This is a genomic window from Thermogutta sp., from assembly GCF_039793925.1.
Classification (GTDB): domain Bacteria; phylum Planctomycetota; class Planctomycetia; order Pirellulales; family Thermoguttaceae; genus Thermogutta.
Genome location: NZ_JBAMME010000233.1, coordinates 9,025 through 27,174, shown reverse-complemented (window position 1 = coordinate 27,174; position 18,150 = coordinate 9,025). Strand labels below are relative to the sequence as shown.

The window sequence follows — 18,150 nt, the reverse complement described above, 5'->3', positions numbered from 1 at the left end:
GGGTTGGCTTCCCGGCTAACCGGCGGTGCTCCTAAGAAACGAACGTGAGTATGACAGAACAATGGACGATTTACGCCGTATTTCAGGCGGCGGGTTTGCAATACTCGGACATTTTACAGGCGAGCTCTTCTAATGGACGATAGGTGGCGCCTTTTAACAGAGCCAGGGGACCGAGAAATTTGGTTCGGCAAAGCAACGGTTATCGAGAATGAGCCAATCGGACGCGACCTGTTCAGGTTACGGCTGGTGTGTCCGCCGATTGCCAGAGGGGTCGTGCCGGGGCAGTTCGTCATGTTGCGGCTGCCGAATCACTATGACCCGCTGTTAGGACGGGCTTTTGCGCTGTTCGATGTATTCACCGATGCAGAGCACGGAGACGCGTCTGGACTGGAGATTGTTTATTCCTCTGTAGGGAAAATGACTAAATTGCTGGCCAGGTGGCCGACAGGTGACTATTTGGAAATATGGGGGCCGTTGGGAAATGGTTTTCCGCCTCCGTCCTATCCTGTTCTTTTAATGGTGGCGGGAGGAATTGGCTATACGCCTTTCATGGCTGTTGGACGCGAAGCGATGGGTCATGCACGATATGGTTCTCCACCCCGTCAGGTGCGAGCGGTCAAGCGGGCCCAGCTCCTGTTCGGAGTGCGTACCGCGGAGTTACTCCCTAATGACCTTCACCGCTTTAAAGACGTCGGGATAGAAGTACAAACGATCAGCGATGACGGTTCAACCGGGAAACAGGGGCTAGCGAGTGAGCTTTTGTTGGAAGAACTTGCAAAGCTCAATCGGCACGAAACGGCCGTGTACTGTTGTGGTCCCGAAGCCCTCATGAAGGCAGTGGCACATATTTGCCTCGGCCAGGGCGTTCCCTGCTACTTATCGCTGGAAACACCGATGGCATGCGGACTTGGGTTGTGCTATAGTTGTGTGGTGCGTGTAAAAGACGAGGTTGACCCTAAGCACTGGGACTATCATCGCGCATGCATTGAAGGACCTGTATTCGATGCACGCCGGCTTGTATTCGATTGATGACGATATTTGGCCTAAGCGAAAAAGCCCCATAGGGACAGGGGGTTCATTTTCGGAAATCCTGATTGATTCGACCAGGGCAGCAAATAACAACCAATAAACGGGATTCTGTGGTGGCAGTTCAGTCGCTACCAATTGCTGCGTTTTGACTGATAATATAGCTTGAGGAGTTCGTAACTCATCAAGAATCAGGCTATTCCTTTTTTGTGACAATCAGGGACAGCATTTACATCCTCACGTCGGTGACTTCGCATTGCACTTCGAGAGATCTTCGGTTAGGTGATTCTTCCAGGCTGAGCGTGACGCCGGGAAGGTCCAATGCAAAGTCCGTGCCGAAGGCCTGGGTTGGGGTGGCAAAGCCGGGAGCGACCTCTTCTTTGAGGACGCGTTCTACTGCGGCCAAAGCCGCAACCACGGTGAAGTCGTAGCCGTCCGGCGTCATCATCGTGCCGGTGATCGAGTGTCTTTGGGGATCAAGGACACACCCCCACAGTTCGACGTGCCTGAGCAATGCGCCCTGGGGACTTCTGAGAGTATCGACACCGTCACCGACCCCGGCTGGGGGCAGGCGAAGGATGGCTCGAATGATTTTTTCGACATTCGCTCCGCTGCTGGCCGAGGCGAGTCTGGCAATCATTGGTTGGGCAAGTTTAAGAAGGGCGATGGCCGAGCGTGGCATCGCAAGATAAACCTCGATGTTGGGGATTCCCGTGGAATACCACGCACTGGCTACATCACCCCAGGGAACAAGAGCCGCCCAGCGTCTGCCAGAGGGAAACGGAATTCGACGACACTTCCAGGCCAAAGGGACTGAACGTAAGCGGCCATTTTTGCGAATTCGGCCACCCTTTTGAATAACCTGCCACATTGTTTTTGCTGTTCCGGGGCTGAGGGAACCCGTGCTGGTGAACGCCAGCAGCAGCGTCTCTGCCTCGGGCATGGCCTTTTTCAAATGAACCGCCAGGGTATCGGTTGGCACGACGTCGAAGCCAACAGCCGGAATGAGCGCAACGTCCCGACAAACAGCCTCCTCATGTCGGGCTGCGATATGTTCAATAACGTCGATCTCGCCCGTGATGTCGAGGTAGTGACAGCCTGTGCGCAAGCACGCTGACACCAGGGAGGAAGCAGTTTCTGCAAATGGGCCGGCGCAATTCAGAACGCACTTGCAATCACCGATGTTAGGCAAAACGCGTTCCACAGAACTGAGATCGAAAACCCTCGTCGGGCATTCCAGTTGCTGACCGAGGCTCGCGAGTCGTGACAGGTTTCGGCCGGCAAGGATGGGGCGCAGCCCGCGTTTGACCGCTTCCGATGCTATGCGCTGACCGGTATAACCTGTCGCGCCGTAAATCATCCACTTTGTGGCAGGGAACATGTATGCGGTCTCAAAATAACCAATTTACCGAACTTTCTGGTCACATTATTCCGTCTGCCAATTCTCACCTTGGCTGGCGGAGATTAGTGTGATCACGTGGTACGGGAACTTTTAGCTTATAATCTCTCTGCGGCGACGCAAGTAGTCCCACACCACATATCGATCGAGCTCCTTACCGGCCGTGAAAAAGACACGACCTCGAGTGGCCTCTGCCAGCTTGTAGGCGAAGCGAATATCTTCGCTCGACTGGCTCCAGCCCGGTAGAAGGAAAAGGTTGATGGTGATACCCTCCCGAGCGCACAGAAGACCTTCGCGGAGTGTGGCCTGCTCTGTGCGGTCATGGGGTGGATACATGAGGTAAAGGTAGGGGCCTTCAAAGTGGGCCGTGGGCAAACCGTCGGTGATAAGGATGATTTGTCGATTGGGCGTGTCCTGAACGGATAGCAACTGGCGCGCAAGTTGAAGACCACGCTGGATGTTCGTGAAGTGCCAGGGGACATCCATTTCCGTGATGCGAGGATCACTCATGTCCGCCCGGAGGCGTACCACTGGATCGGAAAGGCTGACCAATTTAGGCATAAGGGTTGGAATTTCGCTGGGGTGGACCCGTCGAGCGAAAGTGTAGATCTCTACGAATTCGAGGTAGTCCCCCGGATATTCTTTTCGGATCAGGCCGTCCAGCGCCAATCCCATTCTCTTGACGTCCACATATAACCCGCCGTAGCGCATTGAGCCGCTCATGTCGAGTAGCACGACCGTAGCACATTTCGGCACATTGCGGGTCTTGTGAATCACGATGTCTTCGGAAAGGAGTTTCACTGGCAGCCCCGGCCCCTGACGCACCAGCGCATTGATCATGGTCGCTGGGATGTCCATATGGGCCAGGGAATCGCCAAATTCGTATGACTTGGTTTGCGGCAATTCAATGTTGCCCTCACCGACAATCGGGCCAGTATGTCGACCACTTCGCGCCGCCTGGAGCTGGCTGAAGATTCTTTCCAGAAGGCGGCCCTGAAAGAGTCGATAAGCTTTGGGGGTCAGCCGATATCCGTTCCGCGTCTGTTCCAAACCTTGCCTTTCTGCCAGTTCTCGAATGAGATCCTCAATTTGCCGCATGAATCCCCGAAGCCGCTGAATATCCTCCTCTTCCACGAAGCGCCGAAGGGCCTCCAGATCGATGACGGCCAGACGCGCATTCTTCGCTGCTTCCTCTAGTTGTTCGAGAAGTCGATCGATGGTTTCCAGGAGATCTTTGATCTCGAGGGCTTCGGGAATCGTCATTGATCGGTCACCGGTGAAATGATATTTCGCCGCAAGTTCGTCAATCAGGTATTTGTCTCCCAATCGTTGAACCAGGTGAAGAATCTTTCGAGCGAATTCGCTGTTTTCGTTTTCAGCGAGATACCAGAGCCGTTCCAACTCGAAAATGTGTTCTTCCCGGAAAGCTCTTTCGTAGCGTTTTGCTAATCGCTCTGGCGGCTGGAGTTGCTGGCCAAATTCACGGTAACGTCGGGCGGCCTCGGCGTGGACAGTTTCCACCTCATAAGTCGCCAGGATCTTGGCTTTGCGCTGCCGCAGCATTTCGATGAGCGACTGAAGAGATGGTCCCAATCCCGCGATCATACTCGGGTCAAGTTCCACCGCTTGCGCTAGCTCCTCCTCTGTGAGTTCCCGCAACGACCCGAACGTGAGCATGTGGTTCATGGCAGCCGACAGCATGTCGGGCATCCCGCGGGTTGGGCTGGGAAAGCGAATAGGGTTATACTTTTGATAAACGTGGATGACCCCACCGTAGCGATTAGGGGATTTCATAGACGATCTTTCCACGATATTCAGCGCGGGAAATTCGGTCAGTTACATAAAGTCCAGCGAGAATAAATTCCACACACGAGGCACGAACGGCTGGATCCTGCGATACATTTAATTCGAACGCCTTTTCCCACACGGGTGGCACGCGTTTCACTCGCTCAGCGTAGTAGCTTGACGGAAGGAGATCGCCCACCTCGATCTTCACCCCACGACCGAAAATTTCGGCAATTTCGGCCAGACCATGCTCTTCGACGTATTCCTGGAACACATCCCGAATCGCTTCCGCGACGATCGCATCCAGCACCTGCTTGTCGTTCATCTGATGCCCCGCCATCAAGTCCAGCTCAAGCTTTCCCAGGGCCGAAGAGTTGAGATGCCCCAGGTCGCTGATGCGAGGAACCGCGGGTTTTTCGCCGAGTATGATGGCGCGTCGTCGGGCACTGGCGACCATGGTTCGATAATTGGCGATACTCAGCCGGGCGCTGACGCCTGATTGCTGATCGATATATTTAGAACGACGCGCCACAATGCTGATCTGCTCTATAATCTCTTTCATAAAATATGGCACGACGACGGGATAGTCACCATCAAGTGGAATTTTGGCTTCTTGCTCGGTGATCTGAATAGCAATGTGGCGGTCCCGCGGATAGTGTGTGTGAATAACAGAACCGATCCGGTCTTTTAACTGTGGGATGACTTTACCGCTGCGGTTATACGTGGCCGGGTTGGCGGAAAACAGGATCAAAATATCGAGGTCAAAACGGACCGGATAACCGCGAATCTGCACATCGCGCTCTTCCAGAATGTTGAACAGCCCGACTTGCACCAATTCATCTAGCTCGGGCAGCTCGTTGACCGCAAAAATCCCGCGGTGCATTCGCGGAATTAAACCAAAGAACAAAGCCTCCTCTGCGGACATACTGACCCCGCCCGCGAGCCTTGCGGGATCGATCTCACCGATGATGTCGGCGAATTTCGTGCCCGGTGCCAGCCGCTCGGCGTAGCGTTGCTCCCGTGGCCACCAGGCAATGGGCACTTCATCCTCGGGAGTTGTCGCAAGGAATTCTTTTGCACGCCGCGTGATCGGGCGATAAGGGTCCTCGTGAACCGGGACGTCCGGGATGTCCAGATAAGGTAGCCAAGGATCGAGGAACCGGGTGATCAACCGCATGAGACGGCTCTTGGCCTGACCTTTCTCACCCAGGAAAAGCATGTCATGGCCCGAAAGGATGGCCAGACTAATCTCAGGAATCACCGTGTCGTCGTAACCGATGATGCCGGGGAAAAGTTCTTCACCTCTTTCCAGGGCGCGAATAAAGTTTTCCCTGATTTCTTCTTTAACAGAGCGTGAGACCCAGCCGCTTTCTCGAAGTTCTTTGAGCGTACGAGCGCGCGGCACTGTGGGCTCCATCGACACCTTCCCCTCACTTAAAACCATGACACCTCCTTCGATGGCGTGGCTGGGAAGCCTGCAGCCGCCGTCCTGTCGCTTTTCCGGGAACGAGCGGGGACGACCGCCCCTCAGCTTCACTTCATTTTAGCGCGGGCTGTCAATCGGCCAAGCGCCAAACGCTGTGTCCACTCCTGGGAAGCAAGTGATCGCTCGGTGCCTCGCAGGCCCGCAGGAGTCGAGGTCATTCGTGTCCGGCGTGACCAACTTGGCCCGCCTCCAGGGGTTGATGGGGTTAACTGCCGTCTCACCGGTGTCCCAAAAGCTTTCGGAAAATGGGATGATGGTGAGGTCGGGACCTTTGCGGCATCGCCGGCTGGCACTCACTCGATTCTTTGGTATCCCTGGAGGTACGAGCTTTAGCCCGTCCAAAATCGGGTATCGACATTCGCTCCCCACCGCGCAGAGCTGATTGATGAGCCACGATTCCGGGCGCGGTATAAGCTACAGCTTCATAAACGTCAACAGCGGGCAATCTCTCATGGATGAGAGAGTCGACGAACTCGTGGGTGATGAAGGTGTGGGAACCCTCGTGACCGGAATCGTGACGCAACGGTTCGGGAAGCATGTCTGTCGCCCACCACTTGGGGATCGGGTAAGCCTCCGTTTTGGCGGCTGACCTGACGAATCCCCCGCTATCGGTTTCCTTCTGGTCTCCGGCGAAAATGAGGGTGGCCTGAGTTCCCAGACGATTATCGCAAAGAAAACTCATTTTGGTGCCGTACCACTCCGCGCGTTCGCAACCGAGATGGGCCCCCAGCCACCAAACTTCCACGCGGAACGAGTGCCCCCGATCTGTCGTGAATTCCGCCGTCTCATTCCAGAAAGGATTTCGATAGGGATTCCCGCGGAGAAGGGGTGAGTCGTCTCCCCATCCTGTGCAGGAAACGGCTGTCAGCCGTTCCCCGGTTACTCCGATCAGATGAGCCGTACAATGCGTTGGATAGTGCATGGGTGGAAAGCCGTGCCGCCACGTTGGGCGTCCATCCTCAAACCAAAGGGACTCTAACCCTGGATGACGGTACATCGAATAGGCGGCATAGATCTCGCCGAATTTGCCTTCCTGATAAAAGCGCCGGGCCGAAATGGTGTGTTGCTGCCAGTAGCTTGTTTCGGCCATCATGTAAGTCAACCCAGTTCTTTCTACGCAATTAATCAATTCGGCGCATTCTTCCAAAGTCATGGCCGCGGGAACGGCGCAGATCACGTGCTTACCAGCGCGGAGGGCTTTCAAACAGTGCGGGACGTGGTTGGGCGCCTCTGTGAAAATACCCACGGCGTCCAGATCCTTCGCCTCCTTAAGCATCACTTCCAAGGACTCGTAAGCGCGATCGCAGCGGTAGACTTTTTGAAGGTAAGCCCGTCGTTCTGGACGGAGATCGGTCACCGCTGCGACAATACACTGCGGATGTTCATGCCAGTAAAATGTGGCACCGAATCGGCCGCCTGCTATTCCGATGCGAATCTTTCGTTCTGGAGGTTCCGCCGCGTGAACGGCGCGAGATAGCAAAGAGCTTGCAAGGCTCACTGAACACCCCATGAAGGCCCGACGGGATAAACGGCGATGATTGCGGCTGTCCCGACCCTTGAACTCGGAGTTGCATTGAGAGTTGCTCGGCATCGGATTTACTCCTGGGAAACAAAGGTTTTTCAATATTTTCGATAGTGACGCCGCTTCCATCTTGATCAGCCGTCTGAGTGTGTCAAGTTCCTCCAGGGTTTTTTAGCGCCCCGAGGCCGCGTGTTTCGTTTAATTGTGCCGTGAGTGAAACCCCCTTTGCGCTGCTTTCACCCTCCTTGTGCACCTTATATAATCGGCAATTCGGGGGAGGACAGCGCTGTCTGGAGGGGCATGTGGGAAATCAGGTCAGCGGTCGAAGAAGAAGCTCACAACACGGAGTGCCCAAGTATGACGCTAGGTTTTGGAATTATTGGTTGCGGTTTGATTTCCAAGTTCCACGCGCGGGCTATTCGTGAGGTTCCGGATGCCCGGCTCGTGGCGTGTTATGATGTCGTCAAGGAGTCGGCGGAGCGGCTGGCAAGTGAATTCGGTTGCAAAGCCTACCAAGATTTGGACGCGTTCCTGGCTGACCCTGACTTGCACGTGGTGACTGTGGCTACTCCGAGCGGTGCGCACATGGAGCCGGCAGTGGCGGCGGCTCGGGCTGGAAAACACGTGATCGTCGAAAAACCCCTCGAAATCACGCTGGAGCGTTGCGATGCGATCATTCGCGCATGCGAAGAGGCCAAAGTGGTTCTCTCCACAATCTTTCCTTCTCGATTTCACGACTCAAGTCAGCTACTGAAACGAGCCATCGATCAGCAGCGCTTCGGGCGACTAACCCTGGGAGATGCTTACGTCAAATGGTGGCGAACGCAGCAGTACTACGACAGCGGGGCCTGGCGCGGGACGTGGCAGCTCGATGGGGGTGGCGCGTTGATGAACCAAGCCATTCACAGCGTGGATCTTTTGGCGTGGCTCATGGGACCGGTTAGCGAGATTCAGGCTGCCACAGCCCTGCTGGCCCATGAGAGAATCGAAGTCGAGGATGTTGCGGTTGCCGTCCTGCGTTTTAAAAATGGTGCCCTGGGAGTGCTCGAGGCGACCACCGCCGCGTATCCCGGCTACCTGAAGAGAATTGAGATTCATGGCAACCGCGGTTCGGCGGTTATGGAAGAAGAAGACATCATCAAATGGGATTTTGCCGAGGAACATCCTGACGATCAAATCGTCAGGGAAAAGATGGCGGCCCGGGTCAGCGGGGGTGGTGGGGCTTCTGATCCAGCGGCGATCGGACATCACGGTCACGCGCGGCAATTCACGGATGTGGCCAAAGCCATTCGGGAGGGTACGCGGCCACTCATCGACGGTTACGAAGGGCGGCGATCCGTGGAGATCATCCTCGCCGTGTACAAAGCTGCGGAAGAAGGACGGGTAGTGACACTTCCGCTAGAGAAAGATCCGGACCTTCAGGCCCGCAAGGTGGGCGTTTGCAATCTCCGGCGGGCTTCCTAGGGATTGATTCGCAAATCCTGAGAAAGGGGCTGGAGTTTACAGAGCCGCTGGCGGCAGCGCTGGAAATTGCCCCTATTGTCCGAAAATACGCAGTTTTCCTGAATGCGGGCGTTTTGAGTAAGCCGCCGCGCGAGCCAATCGCGGCCCGAGGCTCCGTTACCACGATCGAGGTGGCAGATTAAAGCGCTACCGCGGAATTGGTGGGCTCATTGGACAAACCGCTCTCGAAAGACGGTCTTGGCTGACTGGCTTATAATTGAGTAATTTGATCAGTGCGAAATGACAGGCATCCGCCGATTGACTGGAGCGAAATGTCTGCCAAAGACCTGAGCGAGAACTGGTTTTGGCTCGCGGCAGCCTTTGAAACAAGCTTTCAGCAAAACAGGAACTATCCGAACATGCAAGGGAAATTGCAATGACAGTGGAGTTTAAAGTTCCCAATCTTGGTGAAAACGTATCCTCTGGCGATATCGTCAATGTACTGGTCAAGGAGGGAGACACCATTATCGGCAACCAGCCGGTGGTGGAATTGGAAACCGACAAAGCGGTGGTGGAGATTCCCTGTCCCTACGCGGGGAAAATCAGCAAGGTGCTGGTCAAAAAGGGAGACACCGTCAAGGTTGGTCAAACGATCCTGATCGTTGAAGAGGAAGGGGCCGCTGCGGGGCCGGCGACCTCGGGACCGCCGGCGGGAGAATCTGCACAAGCGCCGAAACCAGTTCCTGTTACCGAACCAAAGGTTACTGGCAAGGAAGCACAACCTGCAGTTTCACCTCCTGCTGAAGTTGCACCGGCTCCGAGCGAATCTCCGGTGAGTGCCGAGCGACCGGCTAATGATGGACGATCCTCAACCGAGCCCATACCGGCAGGGCCCGCAGTTCGGCGACTGGCACGCGAGCTGGGCATAGATTTGCGGACGGTTACGGGCACCGGGCGATTTGGGCGTATCACTCCCGAAGACGTTCAAAAAGCCGCCGGAGGGCTGGTTGCTGCTCGTGTGAGTGTAGGCGTGCCCAGTCCTGTGGTCCCGCCGGGGGAACCAGATCGCGACAACTGGGGCAGTATCCGGCGGGAAAAGATGAGCAAAATCCGCAAGACCATTGCGGCGCAGATGACAAAGTCGTGGACCACCATTCCACGCGTGACCAATTTCGACGACGCAGATGTGACAGACCTGGAGAATCTCCGAAAGTCTGTACCGCCCGATTTCGTTGGGCCAGGAATTAAATTGACGATGATGCCGTTCGTTATGCGGGCGGTGGCCATCGCCCTGCGGCATCATCCGCTTTTGAACGCGTCGATCGACGAACAGAACGAACAAGTCATCTACAAAGAATATGTCAATTTGGGAATCGCTGTAGACACTCCACGAGGGCTGGTCGTGCCCGTGGTCCGTAATGCAGACAAATTGTCGATTCCGGAGCTTGCCCGAGCCCTCGCCACAGTGGCCCAGAAAGCGCGGAATGTGGACTTTACCGTGGACGACCTGCGTGGAGGTACGTTTACCATCAGTAACCTGGGGGCCGTCGGAGGAACGTATAGCACGCCGATCATCAATTATCCAGAAGTGGCCATCCTCTTGGTCGGGCGTTCCCGGTGGATGCCCGTGGTCCGCGATGGCCAGATCGTTCCCCGCTATATGATGCCGCTGAGCCTTTCTTACGACCATCGTTTGGTGGATGGTGCAACGGCGGCCCGATTCTTGAACGAAGTCATCGATTGGCTGCAATCGCCAGGAAAATTGTTGCTTGTGAGCTGAGTGATCAGTGGAGATCATCCCACTGGCGGCCGACCGTGAAAGGCCCGAGACTTCGAGGGTACCGCAAAAGCAGGGGACGGTCTTTTTTAAAGTGCGGAGTCATTCTCAAGGGCGAAGAGTATCGCTGGGATAGAGAGCAGAAGGAGAATTGTCATCCATGGATCGTCAACTTGTAGTACTGGGGGGAGGGCCGGGCGGATACGCAGCAGCGTTTTTGGCAGCAGATCTTGGCTTGCAGGTGACCATTGTCGATCAGGAGTCTCGACTGGGAGGAGTGTGCCTGCTGCGCGGTTGTATCCCGTCCAAGGCACTTCTGCATGTTGCCAGGGCCATGCAGGAAGTTCACGAGCTTAAGGAGTGGGGCGTCGATTATGGATCTCCGAAAATCGATATTCAAAAGCTACGGGCCCGTAAGGAGCAGGTCCTGACGACTCTGACTTCCGGACTGGCTCAACTGGCCAAGAAGCGAAAAGTCGAGGTGATTCAAGCCCGGGCGAGGTTCAAGGATTCTCATACATTGGAGCTACATCCCGTCAACGGGAATACACCTCCTGAGCCGGAATTGAGATTCGAGCACTGTATTATTGCGGCAGGTTCTCGGCCGGCGATTCCCAGCGTATTTCAAGTTGATAGCCCATTGGTTATGGATTCAACCGCTGCTCTCGAGCTTGCGGCGGTTCCAAAATCGCTCCTCGTGGTCGGCGGTGGGTACATCGGTCTGGAAATGGGAGCGGTGTACGCGGCGCTGGGCAGCCGTGTAACGGTGGTTGAGTTGACGGAGGGACTGCTTCCTGGTGCCGATCGTGATCTCGTTCGACCGCTCGCCAAGCGCCTTGAATTGTTGTTTGAGGCCATTTATCTGAAAACGAAAGTTGCTCGACTCAAGCCAGTACCTGACGGTATTGAAGCCGCGTTTGAAGGTGATGTGCAGAAAACAAGCACGTTTGAACGAGTACTTGTGGCTGTGGGACGACGGCCCAACAGCGATCAAATTGGGCTGGAAAACACGAAAGTCCACGTTGACGAACACGGATTTATTGCGGTTGACCGCCAATTGAGGACCAGTGACCCCAGTATCTCAGCCATAGGAGACATTGTCGGTCAACCAATGCTTGCCCACAAAGCAGCTCATGAAGGAAAAGTTGCCGTCGAGGCGCTCGCGGGGCATTCTGCCGCGGTCTTTGAACCTCGAGCCATTCCGGCAGTTGTTTTCACCGATCCTGAAATTGCCTGGACCGGCTTGACCGAAACCGAGGCTAAACAAAAAGGAATTGCGTACGAGGTCGCCGCGTTTCCTTGGGCGGCCAGTGGTCGAGCTCAATCGGTTGGCCGAACAGAGGGCCTGACCAAATGGTTGGTGGACCCAGTCTCGGAACGCGTCTTGGGGTGTGGAATCGTCGGCCCTAACGCGGGAGACCTCATCGGAGAGGCCACTTTGGCCGTGGAAATGGGGGCCTCCGTTCGCGACGTCGCTGAAACAATTCATCCCCATCCTACTTTATGCGAAACGCTCAGCTTTGCGGCCGAGGTGTTCCTCGGAACAGCCACCGACATTTACCGCCCGCGAGCGTCAAAAGGTTCACAGTGATTGTCCAAAATTAGGCAGTCACGGTCAGAAACATGTGGAAAGCCACGGCACGTGTGCCAGAATCGTGCCAAACGGCGCACTCGATACACTATACTGGATCACAGAACGAGGGCACTTTGGACGACGGCGGGAAATATACCGCAGGCCATCAGCGGCTCGTGCTGGCAGTGATGTCACGAATCTTGAAGCGTGATTGGCCATCACACGCCCCGGAGAAGCCCAACCACAGTGACTATGGTGAGTCGCTGAAGGGCCGAATCTACGGGTCGATCACACGTCCATTTCGGGGCCGAAAGGCCAGGTGACCGCGTTGGCAGGCTTCCATCGGGAATGGACCAGATGAGCTTGACTGAGCGAGTCCGCCTGCTCGCCGTTTCTCGACGCTCCGTCGCCTGTCTTTGCACCACCGTCTGCCTGGAACGCCGCACCACAGTGATGGCACGTGACGTACTTGCCGAGATAGTCCATGCGGACTTGCACCCGACGTCCGCATGTTGGACATCCCTGAATGAAATACAATCCGTGCGCCATCCGTCGCTCCTCCTTTTCCTTAAGCGTTAACTTCCTCTGCGGATTATCGTAGCTCTCAAAAGTCATGGCGACAACCCCCACCGCGTTTGGACGCTGGATCAGAAACGACGTTGGGATGTTTCATTCCTATGGACGTAGCGCCGTCGACGTACCTTACAATAGGAGGTGTCTCACCGAGATGAGGTTCGCGATCGACGAGAGACGTACTCTAAGCGCTCAAATGCGTACCGACGCCCATCAGTCTCATTATGATCAACGTCGCTTCTTATTGCAAATCTCTCTTTGATCCAGGTACAGTGGGCGCGGCCGCAATGATCTGTCGTTAGGGAATCTCCAGGACAGAACTATGGGGCTTTCTCGCCGGGGAGTTGCTCGAGGATACTCAAATACTGCCGGATGAGGCCTATGTTGCTCGATTGTCTTGCCAGAACCAAACCGGCCTGGGCCAGCCTTCGGGCTTCATTCTGGCAGTTTTCTCGGAGAGCGCGATTCACAAGAGGAAGCAGGATTTTGGCAATATTCTGACTTTCTGTGGGACGAAACCTGTGCCCAGCCCAGGATTCCGCCAGGTGAACCACTTCCATCCAGAAGTCAATCTGAAAAACTTTGGAGAGCCGGTCAATGGCATTGATCCCAGCATCAGCCAGTCCATAGGTCTCGGCAAGGCGGAGAACTTCTCGGAGCAGCCGATATCGTACGGCGGGGGCAAGTGCAGAATTCTCGGCGGCCGTCATCAGATCTCGCGCGAGTGCCTGCGCATCGGCGCTTCCCCCAATTTGCTTGATTCTTGCCCCAAACTGTTGTTCCAACCAATTGTCCGCTTCAAGCACTTCTGCGCCACTTGCTGGGACGGGCAGCCGCCCAGCGCCGCTTCCAGCATTCGGCTTGTAACGAAGCGCCTCCGCGATCAACTCGACGTCTCCACCTTGTGCGCGAGCACGCTCCAGAAGCCTTTGTGCTTCGGTGAAATCACCTTTAGGGTCCACGGCCAGGAATGCCGCTAACAGGATGTCGCTGTCTGGCCCTGGTTGGAGGCGACGCCGGGCGAGGGTTTCGACCAGGATAGTGGGAATGTCACGGAGGGCGTAACGACGATTTTGCCCGGCAGCACGAAGGACCAGTGAATCTCGTGTGGCCTCGACCACGATGACGTAGGTATCTCCTACGGCAATCTCCTCAGCGCTTTGCAGCGAAGCGACGACGTCCGCCATGACCTTCCAGAATTGCTCGACGTCTTGGACGAGTTGGTCCAGTGCCTCGACAACCCGGCGGTGACTATCCGACCGCACCTGCGAAGCCAGTCGGTTGAGCGCGGCCCGTGCCCCCTCCACATCGCGCTGTGCCAGCGACTCCCAGACTTGGTTCAGTGTCGTACGAAATTCTTCGGGTAAATCATTCGACCCCGGAGGATTCGCCGACTCGTCCGATGCCTGTAGGCGATCCGCAGAATTCGGAGCACGACCGGTCGCAGTTTGGCTAGAAATTGCGCTCGGATTCTGCGGAAGCGATTCTTCGCTTTCCATACTCACCGGTTTGGAGGATGTACTGTTTTCGGTTGCAGGTGGTGCCTGTGGAGAAGCGGAAGAGCTTGAGGAATTCTGCGACGAGAGATCCGGCTTTTGCACTCCATTCTCTTCCGTCCCAGCCGCAGGAGTGTTATCGGGCGATTGAGTGGGGGGCGTGCTGGACTCTCGTGGATACTTGTCCGGCCTGAGAACGCCCCCCTTTTTAGGAGGATTAGATTTTTCGGCCTCGTCTGGTGGCATCGCCATAGAAAGCCGGGCCGGTTGCTCTGTTGAGGTGGAATCGTTACCGCCTGAAGAGCTCGCTAAGAGCAAAGTCACCCACCCCATACGGGGTCTCAAGGTATGGTACGTGACCACGATTGCCAGAACCAGAAAGACGATCGCTGCCAAACGCCCCACCACGGAAAGCCATTTTGTGAAGGAAAAGGGCCTCGTCTCGCTTGGGGCGAATGTGTGCGTCACAGGCAACACTCTTTCTCCGGCGTCTTTTGCAAAACTCGGCCTCAGCTCGGGCACTCTGGCGGCATCTGCTCGGCCTGATTCCTGGCTCGGCAACGGGCGTGAAGGTTTCTCGAGGTCTTTGGCTTCAATCGGCCATACGAAGTGGAGTGACGTCACGTTCCCAGCTTCTAGTTGTTGGTCGTAAATTTTTTTCTTCTCAGGATCGCATAGCCATTCCTTGGCATTGCGAATTGTATCAAGCAGCTCCGTCCATTCGGCCGCATGTTCGCCCGGACGAATTTGTCGCACGTGGGCAAGCATGTTGTCCGCTAGCTGCGCAATCAGTTTGGTGTCGGGTTCAAACAGGGGTATCCCGAAGAGTGCGTAGTAATTGTTAGGAACCCGACCCGGTGGAAATCCCAACCAGGCCTGAAATGGATTAAACGAAGATTGTGAATCCCAAGACGGGTTTGCAGGGTTGGACATAGCACCAAATAGTGTCCGTGCTGAACTGGGGTTCTCTGTCCCGGATAGACAATTACGCGAACGCGTTTATGGGTAACTTGCCTCGACGTCGAGAGGCTGGCCCGGTTTCCAGTGAAAACGCGGATCCCCTTCCTCCAGTCGGCCTACAGGACGTGCCGCTTGTGGCTTCATCTTCCTCGCGGAATCGCCTAATTCCTTACGCATGGCATCTGCCAGCTTTTCGATTTGCGCGACAATGTCTGGATGCTCTGCCGCCACATCCTGCGTTTCCCCGGGATCCTTCTCCATGTCGAAGAGAGCCAATCCTATATGGGCCGTTTCATAGGGCACAGGCATTCCACCTTTTCCGCCGGGACGTCCTCCCAGGGTTTGATAGTCGTGCGGAAAGTGGAGCTTCCATTTGCCCATCCGCACAGCGTGCAAAGCGTCTCCCCAATAAAAATAGAGTGCTTCGTGGGGCGATTTTGCGCCGGGTTCGCCGACAATAAGCGGCCAGATGTTTTTTCCGTCAATTTTGTGTGGAGGAAGTTGTGCATTGATGCGATGGGCTATCGTAGGCAAAATGTCGATCGTCATAACAGGTTCTCGGCAAACAGTACCCGCGGGTACCGTGCCCGGCTGCCACATAACACATGAGACCCGGCAGCCGCCATCGAACATCGTCCCCTTTCCCTCACGAAGCGGTTTTGCCGAGCCGGCATGGTCGCCGTAGCTCAGCCACGGACCATTATCCGAAGTGAAGATAACCAGAGTTTGAGAGGCGAGATCCAATTCCCGTAGGGTATCCAAAATTTGCCCTACTGACCAATCTACCTCCATCATCACATCACCGAACAGTCCGCGCTGAGTTTTCCCGCGAAATTTGTCCGAAACGTGAAGCGGTACGTGCACCATGCTATGGGCCAGGTAAAGAAAGAACGGACGATCCTTGTTCCTCTTGATAAAACTTACGGCATGCTCGGTGTACCAGGTGGTTAACATGTTCTGATCTTCGTGGGTCACCTCGGGGTCAATCACTCGACCTCCTTCCATAAGCGGAAGGTTTGGAAAACTCTTTCCCGCCGTCGGATGGTACGGCCACATGTCGTTTGAATAGGGCAGTCCGAAGTATTCGTCAAATCCGTGGTTGAGAGGCAAGAACTTTGGGTGATGTCCGAGATGCCATTTACCAATGCAACTGGTGGCATACCCTTTTTGCTTCACGATCTCCGCGAGGGTGACCTCCGTAGGATTCAATCCGATTTGCGCTCCCGGCCCCAGTGCTCCAAAAATCCCAACTCGCACGTTGTAACATCCCGTCATCAAGCTAGCGCGAGAGGCGGAACACACCGCCTGCGAGACGTAGAAATCCGTGAAAATGCGGCCCTCCCGAGCCATCCGGTCGATGTTGGGTGTCTCATAGCCCTCCGCACCGAACGGGCCGATATCAGCATAACCCATGTCGTCCATAAAAATGATCACGAAATTGGGCAGCGGCACGTCGGTGGCGGGCCCGGCAAGAATGGTCGGGCTCGTACTGACGAGGAAAATGAGGCCCCCAATCATCCACGCCCATCGGATTGGATTTGACATGGCTAAACCTCCCCGTCCACAAAGAAGCGAACGACAACGATAACCGAGGATTCCGTTCCCTCGCATTGCTCGACAAATGGATTTTGACTGCTTTGAGACGTCCGCCGAAATCGTTTCAAGTCGATAGCGGGGGGAACTCCAGCGCGTTTGAAACTTCAATGGCTCGGCATTCACCCAGTTGTCCCGAGGAGTTTCGAGAACACATCCAGGCCGGGCAGCGGCAAGCCACCCGTAAACTCCGTAACAAGCTGGACGTGGCGTTCTCGGGCCTTTTGGATAGCATCTCGCATGGCGCCCACGAGGAGCTCTTCCAGCAAATCTTTGTCCTCCGGTTTAAGAAGTGCCGGTTCAATCGTCACACGGCGGGGGTCGGCCAGACCATCGACTTCCACCTTTACCAAGCCACCGCCGGCGCTGCCCACGATTCGCTCCTCCTTCAGCCGGGCAATGACATCCTCGAGTTTTTCGCTGATATCTTTTGCGTTTCGCAGCAGGGTAGTCAGTTGTGCGAGTTCCTTAAGCATGGTTCAGAACGTCCTGACTTTGTTCTCCGTCGGTGCTGGCAAGGCAGTTCCTGGTACCGCGTCCTCGTTTGATACTCCTAGCCAGATACCGCTTGTCGGAATGATCCTCGTTCGGTCGCTTGCAAATATTTTAGCGTAAAACCGCAAGCGAAACACCCGCGATACAGGCTCTTCTTGCTATGCAAATCCATTACCCGATGACATGACTCAGAAAGACCCGACGAAACCCCCTATTTGGCAGAGAAGACTTTTGGCCCAGGTTGCATTTTCACTGTGATGAAAAGGAACGGTCCTACAACCAACACGAGGGCGATTCCCCATCGTTTCCCCTGGGCCGTGCTGCCGTTGCAACGCTGGAGCGTCAGCACGCAAGTCAATCTTCTAAATCATCGCTCTCATCATCCATGGAATCGCCAGGTTCTCTGGCTTCCAATTCCAATGGTGTGTCGGCAGGCTGATCGACAGTCTTTTTAGTCGGCGGCAGGATGGCCACCGGTCTTGCCCCAAATATCTCCGCCGTCTTACGAATCATCGGTTCCTGAAGAACGTCGAAGAGAGAACGTTCCCCTGCGAGAGACGGTCGGGACGAGACCTCAGCACTTACCTCCTCAGACACCGCGAATTCCAGGCTCACAGGATGTCCGACGATTTCCCGGAGCGCTCGGCTGAACTTCTCCTGGTTTTCGGGACGACTGCAATAGTCACACGAGAATTTGTGATCTTTTCGAAATGTCACGACGAGTTTGCCGCCGTCCTGGAGACGAAGATTATGATACGCCTTCGCATGTTCCGCCACCATTCCGCCCACTGATTCGTAAACGTGCTTCCACACGGTCGCCAGGTTCTCCGGTGTAAGCGGCATCACATGCCGGCCTGGCTCTCCGGATTCTCTTTCCGCAGAATTAACTCCGAAAGCTTTCTGCCGCTGGAGAGCGATCTCCTCTTTCACGCTTTCGATGGCTTGCGTCGAAGTGCCAATAGATTCTGCAGGAAAATGGGCACTTCCGGGGCCCTCAGTGGACGCAGATGGATGCGAAACCG

At 55.5% G+C, this 18,150-nt stretch carries 13 protein-coding genes; 4 read left to right on the top strand and 9 right to left on the bottom strand.

Annotation, left to right across the window (positions count from 1 at the left end; translation table 11 throughout):
- The first annotated feature begins 132 nt into the window (after positions 1–132).
- Complete coding sequence (locus ABJK56_RS10460; RefSeq protein ID WP_347244614.1) at positions 133–1,029, top strand: dihydroorotate dehydrogenase electron transfer subunit; 897 nt, start codon at positions 133–135, stop codon at positions 1,027–1,029.
- A gap of 226 nt (positions 1,030–1,255) precedes the next feature.
- On the opposite strand, the gene ABJK56_RS10455 is transcribed toward ABJK56_RS10460, so the two are convergent.
- From ABJK56_RS10455 to ABJK56_RS10440, 4 genes are all read right to left on the bottom strand, one after another.
- Positions 1,256–2,407, bottom strand: a complete 1,152-nt coding sequence (locus tag ABJK56_RS10455) for a saccharopine dehydrogenase NADP-binding domain-containing protein (RefSeq protein WP_347244613.1) — start codon at positions 2,405–2,407, stop codon at positions 1,256–1,258.
- A 111-nt stretch (positions 2,408–2,518) separates the two neighbouring features.
- Entirely contained in the window at positions 2,519–4,219 is a 1,701-nt protein-coding gene (locus tag ABJK56_RS10450) for a hypothetical protein (protein ID WP_347244612.1), read from the bottom strand.
- Positions 4,206–5,654, bottom strand: a complete 1,449-nt coding sequence (locus ABJK56_RS10445; protein ID WP_347244611.1) for a magnesium chelatase — start codon at positions 5,652–5,654, stop codon at positions 4,206–4,208. The genes ABJK56_RS10450 and ABJK56_RS10445 overlap by 14 nt, the downstream gene beginning before the upstream one ends.
- Positions 5,655–5,913: 259 nt before the next feature.
- Positions 5,914–7,287 (bottom strand): Gfo/Idh/MocA family oxidoreductase, encoded by a 1,374-nt coding sequence (locus ABJK56_RS10440; RefSeq protein ID WP_347244610.1) that lies wholly within the window; start codon positions 7,285–7,287, stop codon positions 5,914–5,916.
- Between the two features lie 288 nt (positions 7,288–7,575).
- Between ABJK56_RS10440 and ABJK56_RS10435 the strand changes: the two genes are divergently transcribed.
- From ABJK56_RS10435 to lpdA, 3 genes are all read left to right on the top strand, one after another.
- A complete protein-coding gene (locus ABJK56_RS10435; protein ID WP_347244609.1) occupies positions 7,576–8,682 on the top strand; it encodes a Gfo/Idh/MocA family oxidoreductase in 1,107 nt (368 codons plus the stop codon).
- Between the two features lie 415 nt (positions 8,683–9,097).
- Complete coding sequence (locus ABJK56_RS10430) at positions 9,098–10,441, top strand: dihydrolipoamide acetyltransferase family protein (protein WP_347244608.1); 1,344 nt, start codon at positions 9,098–9,100, stop codon at positions 10,439–10,441.
- Between the two features lie 157 nt (positions 10,442–10,598).
- Complete coding sequence (lpdA, locus tag ABJK56_RS10425) at positions 10,599–12,029, top strand: dihydrolipoyl dehydrogenase (protein WP_347244607.1); 1,431 nt, start codon at positions 10,599–10,601, stop codon at positions 12,027–12,029.
- 270 nt (positions 12,030–12,299) lie between these two features.
- On the opposite strand, the gene ABJK56_RS10420 is transcribed toward lpdA, so the two are convergent.
- From ABJK56_RS10420 to ABJK56_RS10400, 5 genes are all read right to left on the bottom strand, one after another.
- Complete coding sequence (locus ABJK56_RS10420; protein WP_347244606.1) at positions 12,300–12,626, bottom strand: hypothetical protein; 327 nt, start codon at positions 12,624–12,626, stop codon at positions 12,300–12,302.
- A 278-nt stretch (positions 12,627–12,904) separates the two neighbouring features.
- The gene (locus ABJK56_RS10415; RefSeq protein ID WP_347244605.1) at positions 12,905–15,013 is read right to left on the bottom strand and encodes a hypothetical protein; all 2,109 of its coding nucleotides are present in this window, start codon (positions 15,011–15,013) and stop codon (positions 12,905–12,907) included.
- A gap of 66 nt (positions 15,014–15,079) precedes the next feature.
- Positions 15,080–16,585 carry a sulfatase gene (locus ABJK56_RS10410; protein WP_347244604.1) on the bottom strand — a complete coding sequence of 502 codons (1,506 nt, stop codon included), beginning with the start codon at positions 16,583–16,585 and terminating at the stop codon, positions 15,080–15,082.
- Positions 16,586–16,755: 170 nt separating this feature from the next.
- Positions 16,756–17,109: a YbaB/EbfC family nucleoid-associated protein gene (locus ABJK56_RS10405; protein WP_347244603.1), complete on the bottom strand. Its 354-nt coding sequence runs from the start codon at positions 17,107–17,109 to the stop codon at positions 16,756–16,758.
- A 373-nt stretch (positions 17,110–17,482) separates the two neighbouring features.
- Positions 17,483–18,150 (bottom strand): hypothetical protein (locus tag ABJK56_RS10400; RefSeq protein WP_347244602.1); only part of this gene is annotated, 668 nt, incomplete at its 5' end.

What these genes read in the sequence shown, in the direction of transcription:
- ABJK56_RS10405 (WP_347244603.1), bottom strand. Translation starts at nt 17,109, where the DNA reads ATGCTTAAGGAACTCGCACAACTGACTACCCTGCTGCGAAACGCAAAA.
- ABJK56_RS10420 (WP_347244606.1), bottom strand. Translation starts at nt 12,626, where the DNA reads ATGACTTTTGAGAGCTACGATAATCCGCAGAGGAAGTTAACGCTTAAG.
- ABJK56_RS10430 (WP_347244608.1), top strand. Translation starts at nt 9,098, where the DNA reads ATGACAGTGGAGTTTAAAGTTCCCAATCTTGGTGAAAACGTATCCTCT.
- ABJK56_RS10450 (WP_347244612.1), bottom strand. Translation starts at nt 4,219, where the DNA reads ATGAAATCCCCTAATCGCTACGGTGGGGTCATCCACGTTTATCAAAAG.
- lpdA (WP_347244607.1), top strand. Translation starts at nt 10,599, where the DNA reads ATGGATCGTCAACTTGTAGTACTGGGGGGAGGGCCGGGCGGATACGCA.
- ABJK56_RS10410 (WP_347244604.1), bottom strand. Translation starts at nt 16,585, where the DNA reads ATGTCAAATCCAATCCGATGGGCGTGGATGATTGGGGGCCTCATTTTC.
- ABJK56_RS10435 (WP_347244609.1), top strand. Translation starts at nt 7,576, where the DNA reads ATGACGCTAGGTTTTGGAATTATTGGTTGCGGTTTGATTTCCAAGTTC.
- ABJK56_RS10440 (WP_347244610.1), bottom strand. Translation starts at nt 7,287, where the DNA reads ATGCCGAGCAACTCTCAATGCAACTCCGAGTTCAAGGGTCGGGACAGC.
- ABJK56_RS10445 (WP_347244611.1), bottom strand. Translation starts at nt 5,654, where the DNA reads ATGGTTTTAAGTGAGGGGAAGGTGTCGATGGAGCCCACAGTGCCGCGC.
- ABJK56_RS10455 (WP_347244613.1), bottom strand. Translation starts at nt 2,407, where the DNA reads ATGTTCCCTGCCACAAAGTGGATGATTTACGGCGCGACAGGTTATACC.
- ABJK56_RS10415 (WP_347244605.1), bottom strand. Translation starts at nt 15,013, where the DNA reads ATGTCCAACCCTGCAAACCCGTCTTGGGATTCACAATCTTCGTTTAAT.
- ABJK56_RS10460 (WP_347244614.1), top strand. Translation starts at nt 133, where the DNA reads ATGGACGATAGGTGGCGCCTTTTAACAGAGCCAGGGGACCGAGAAATT.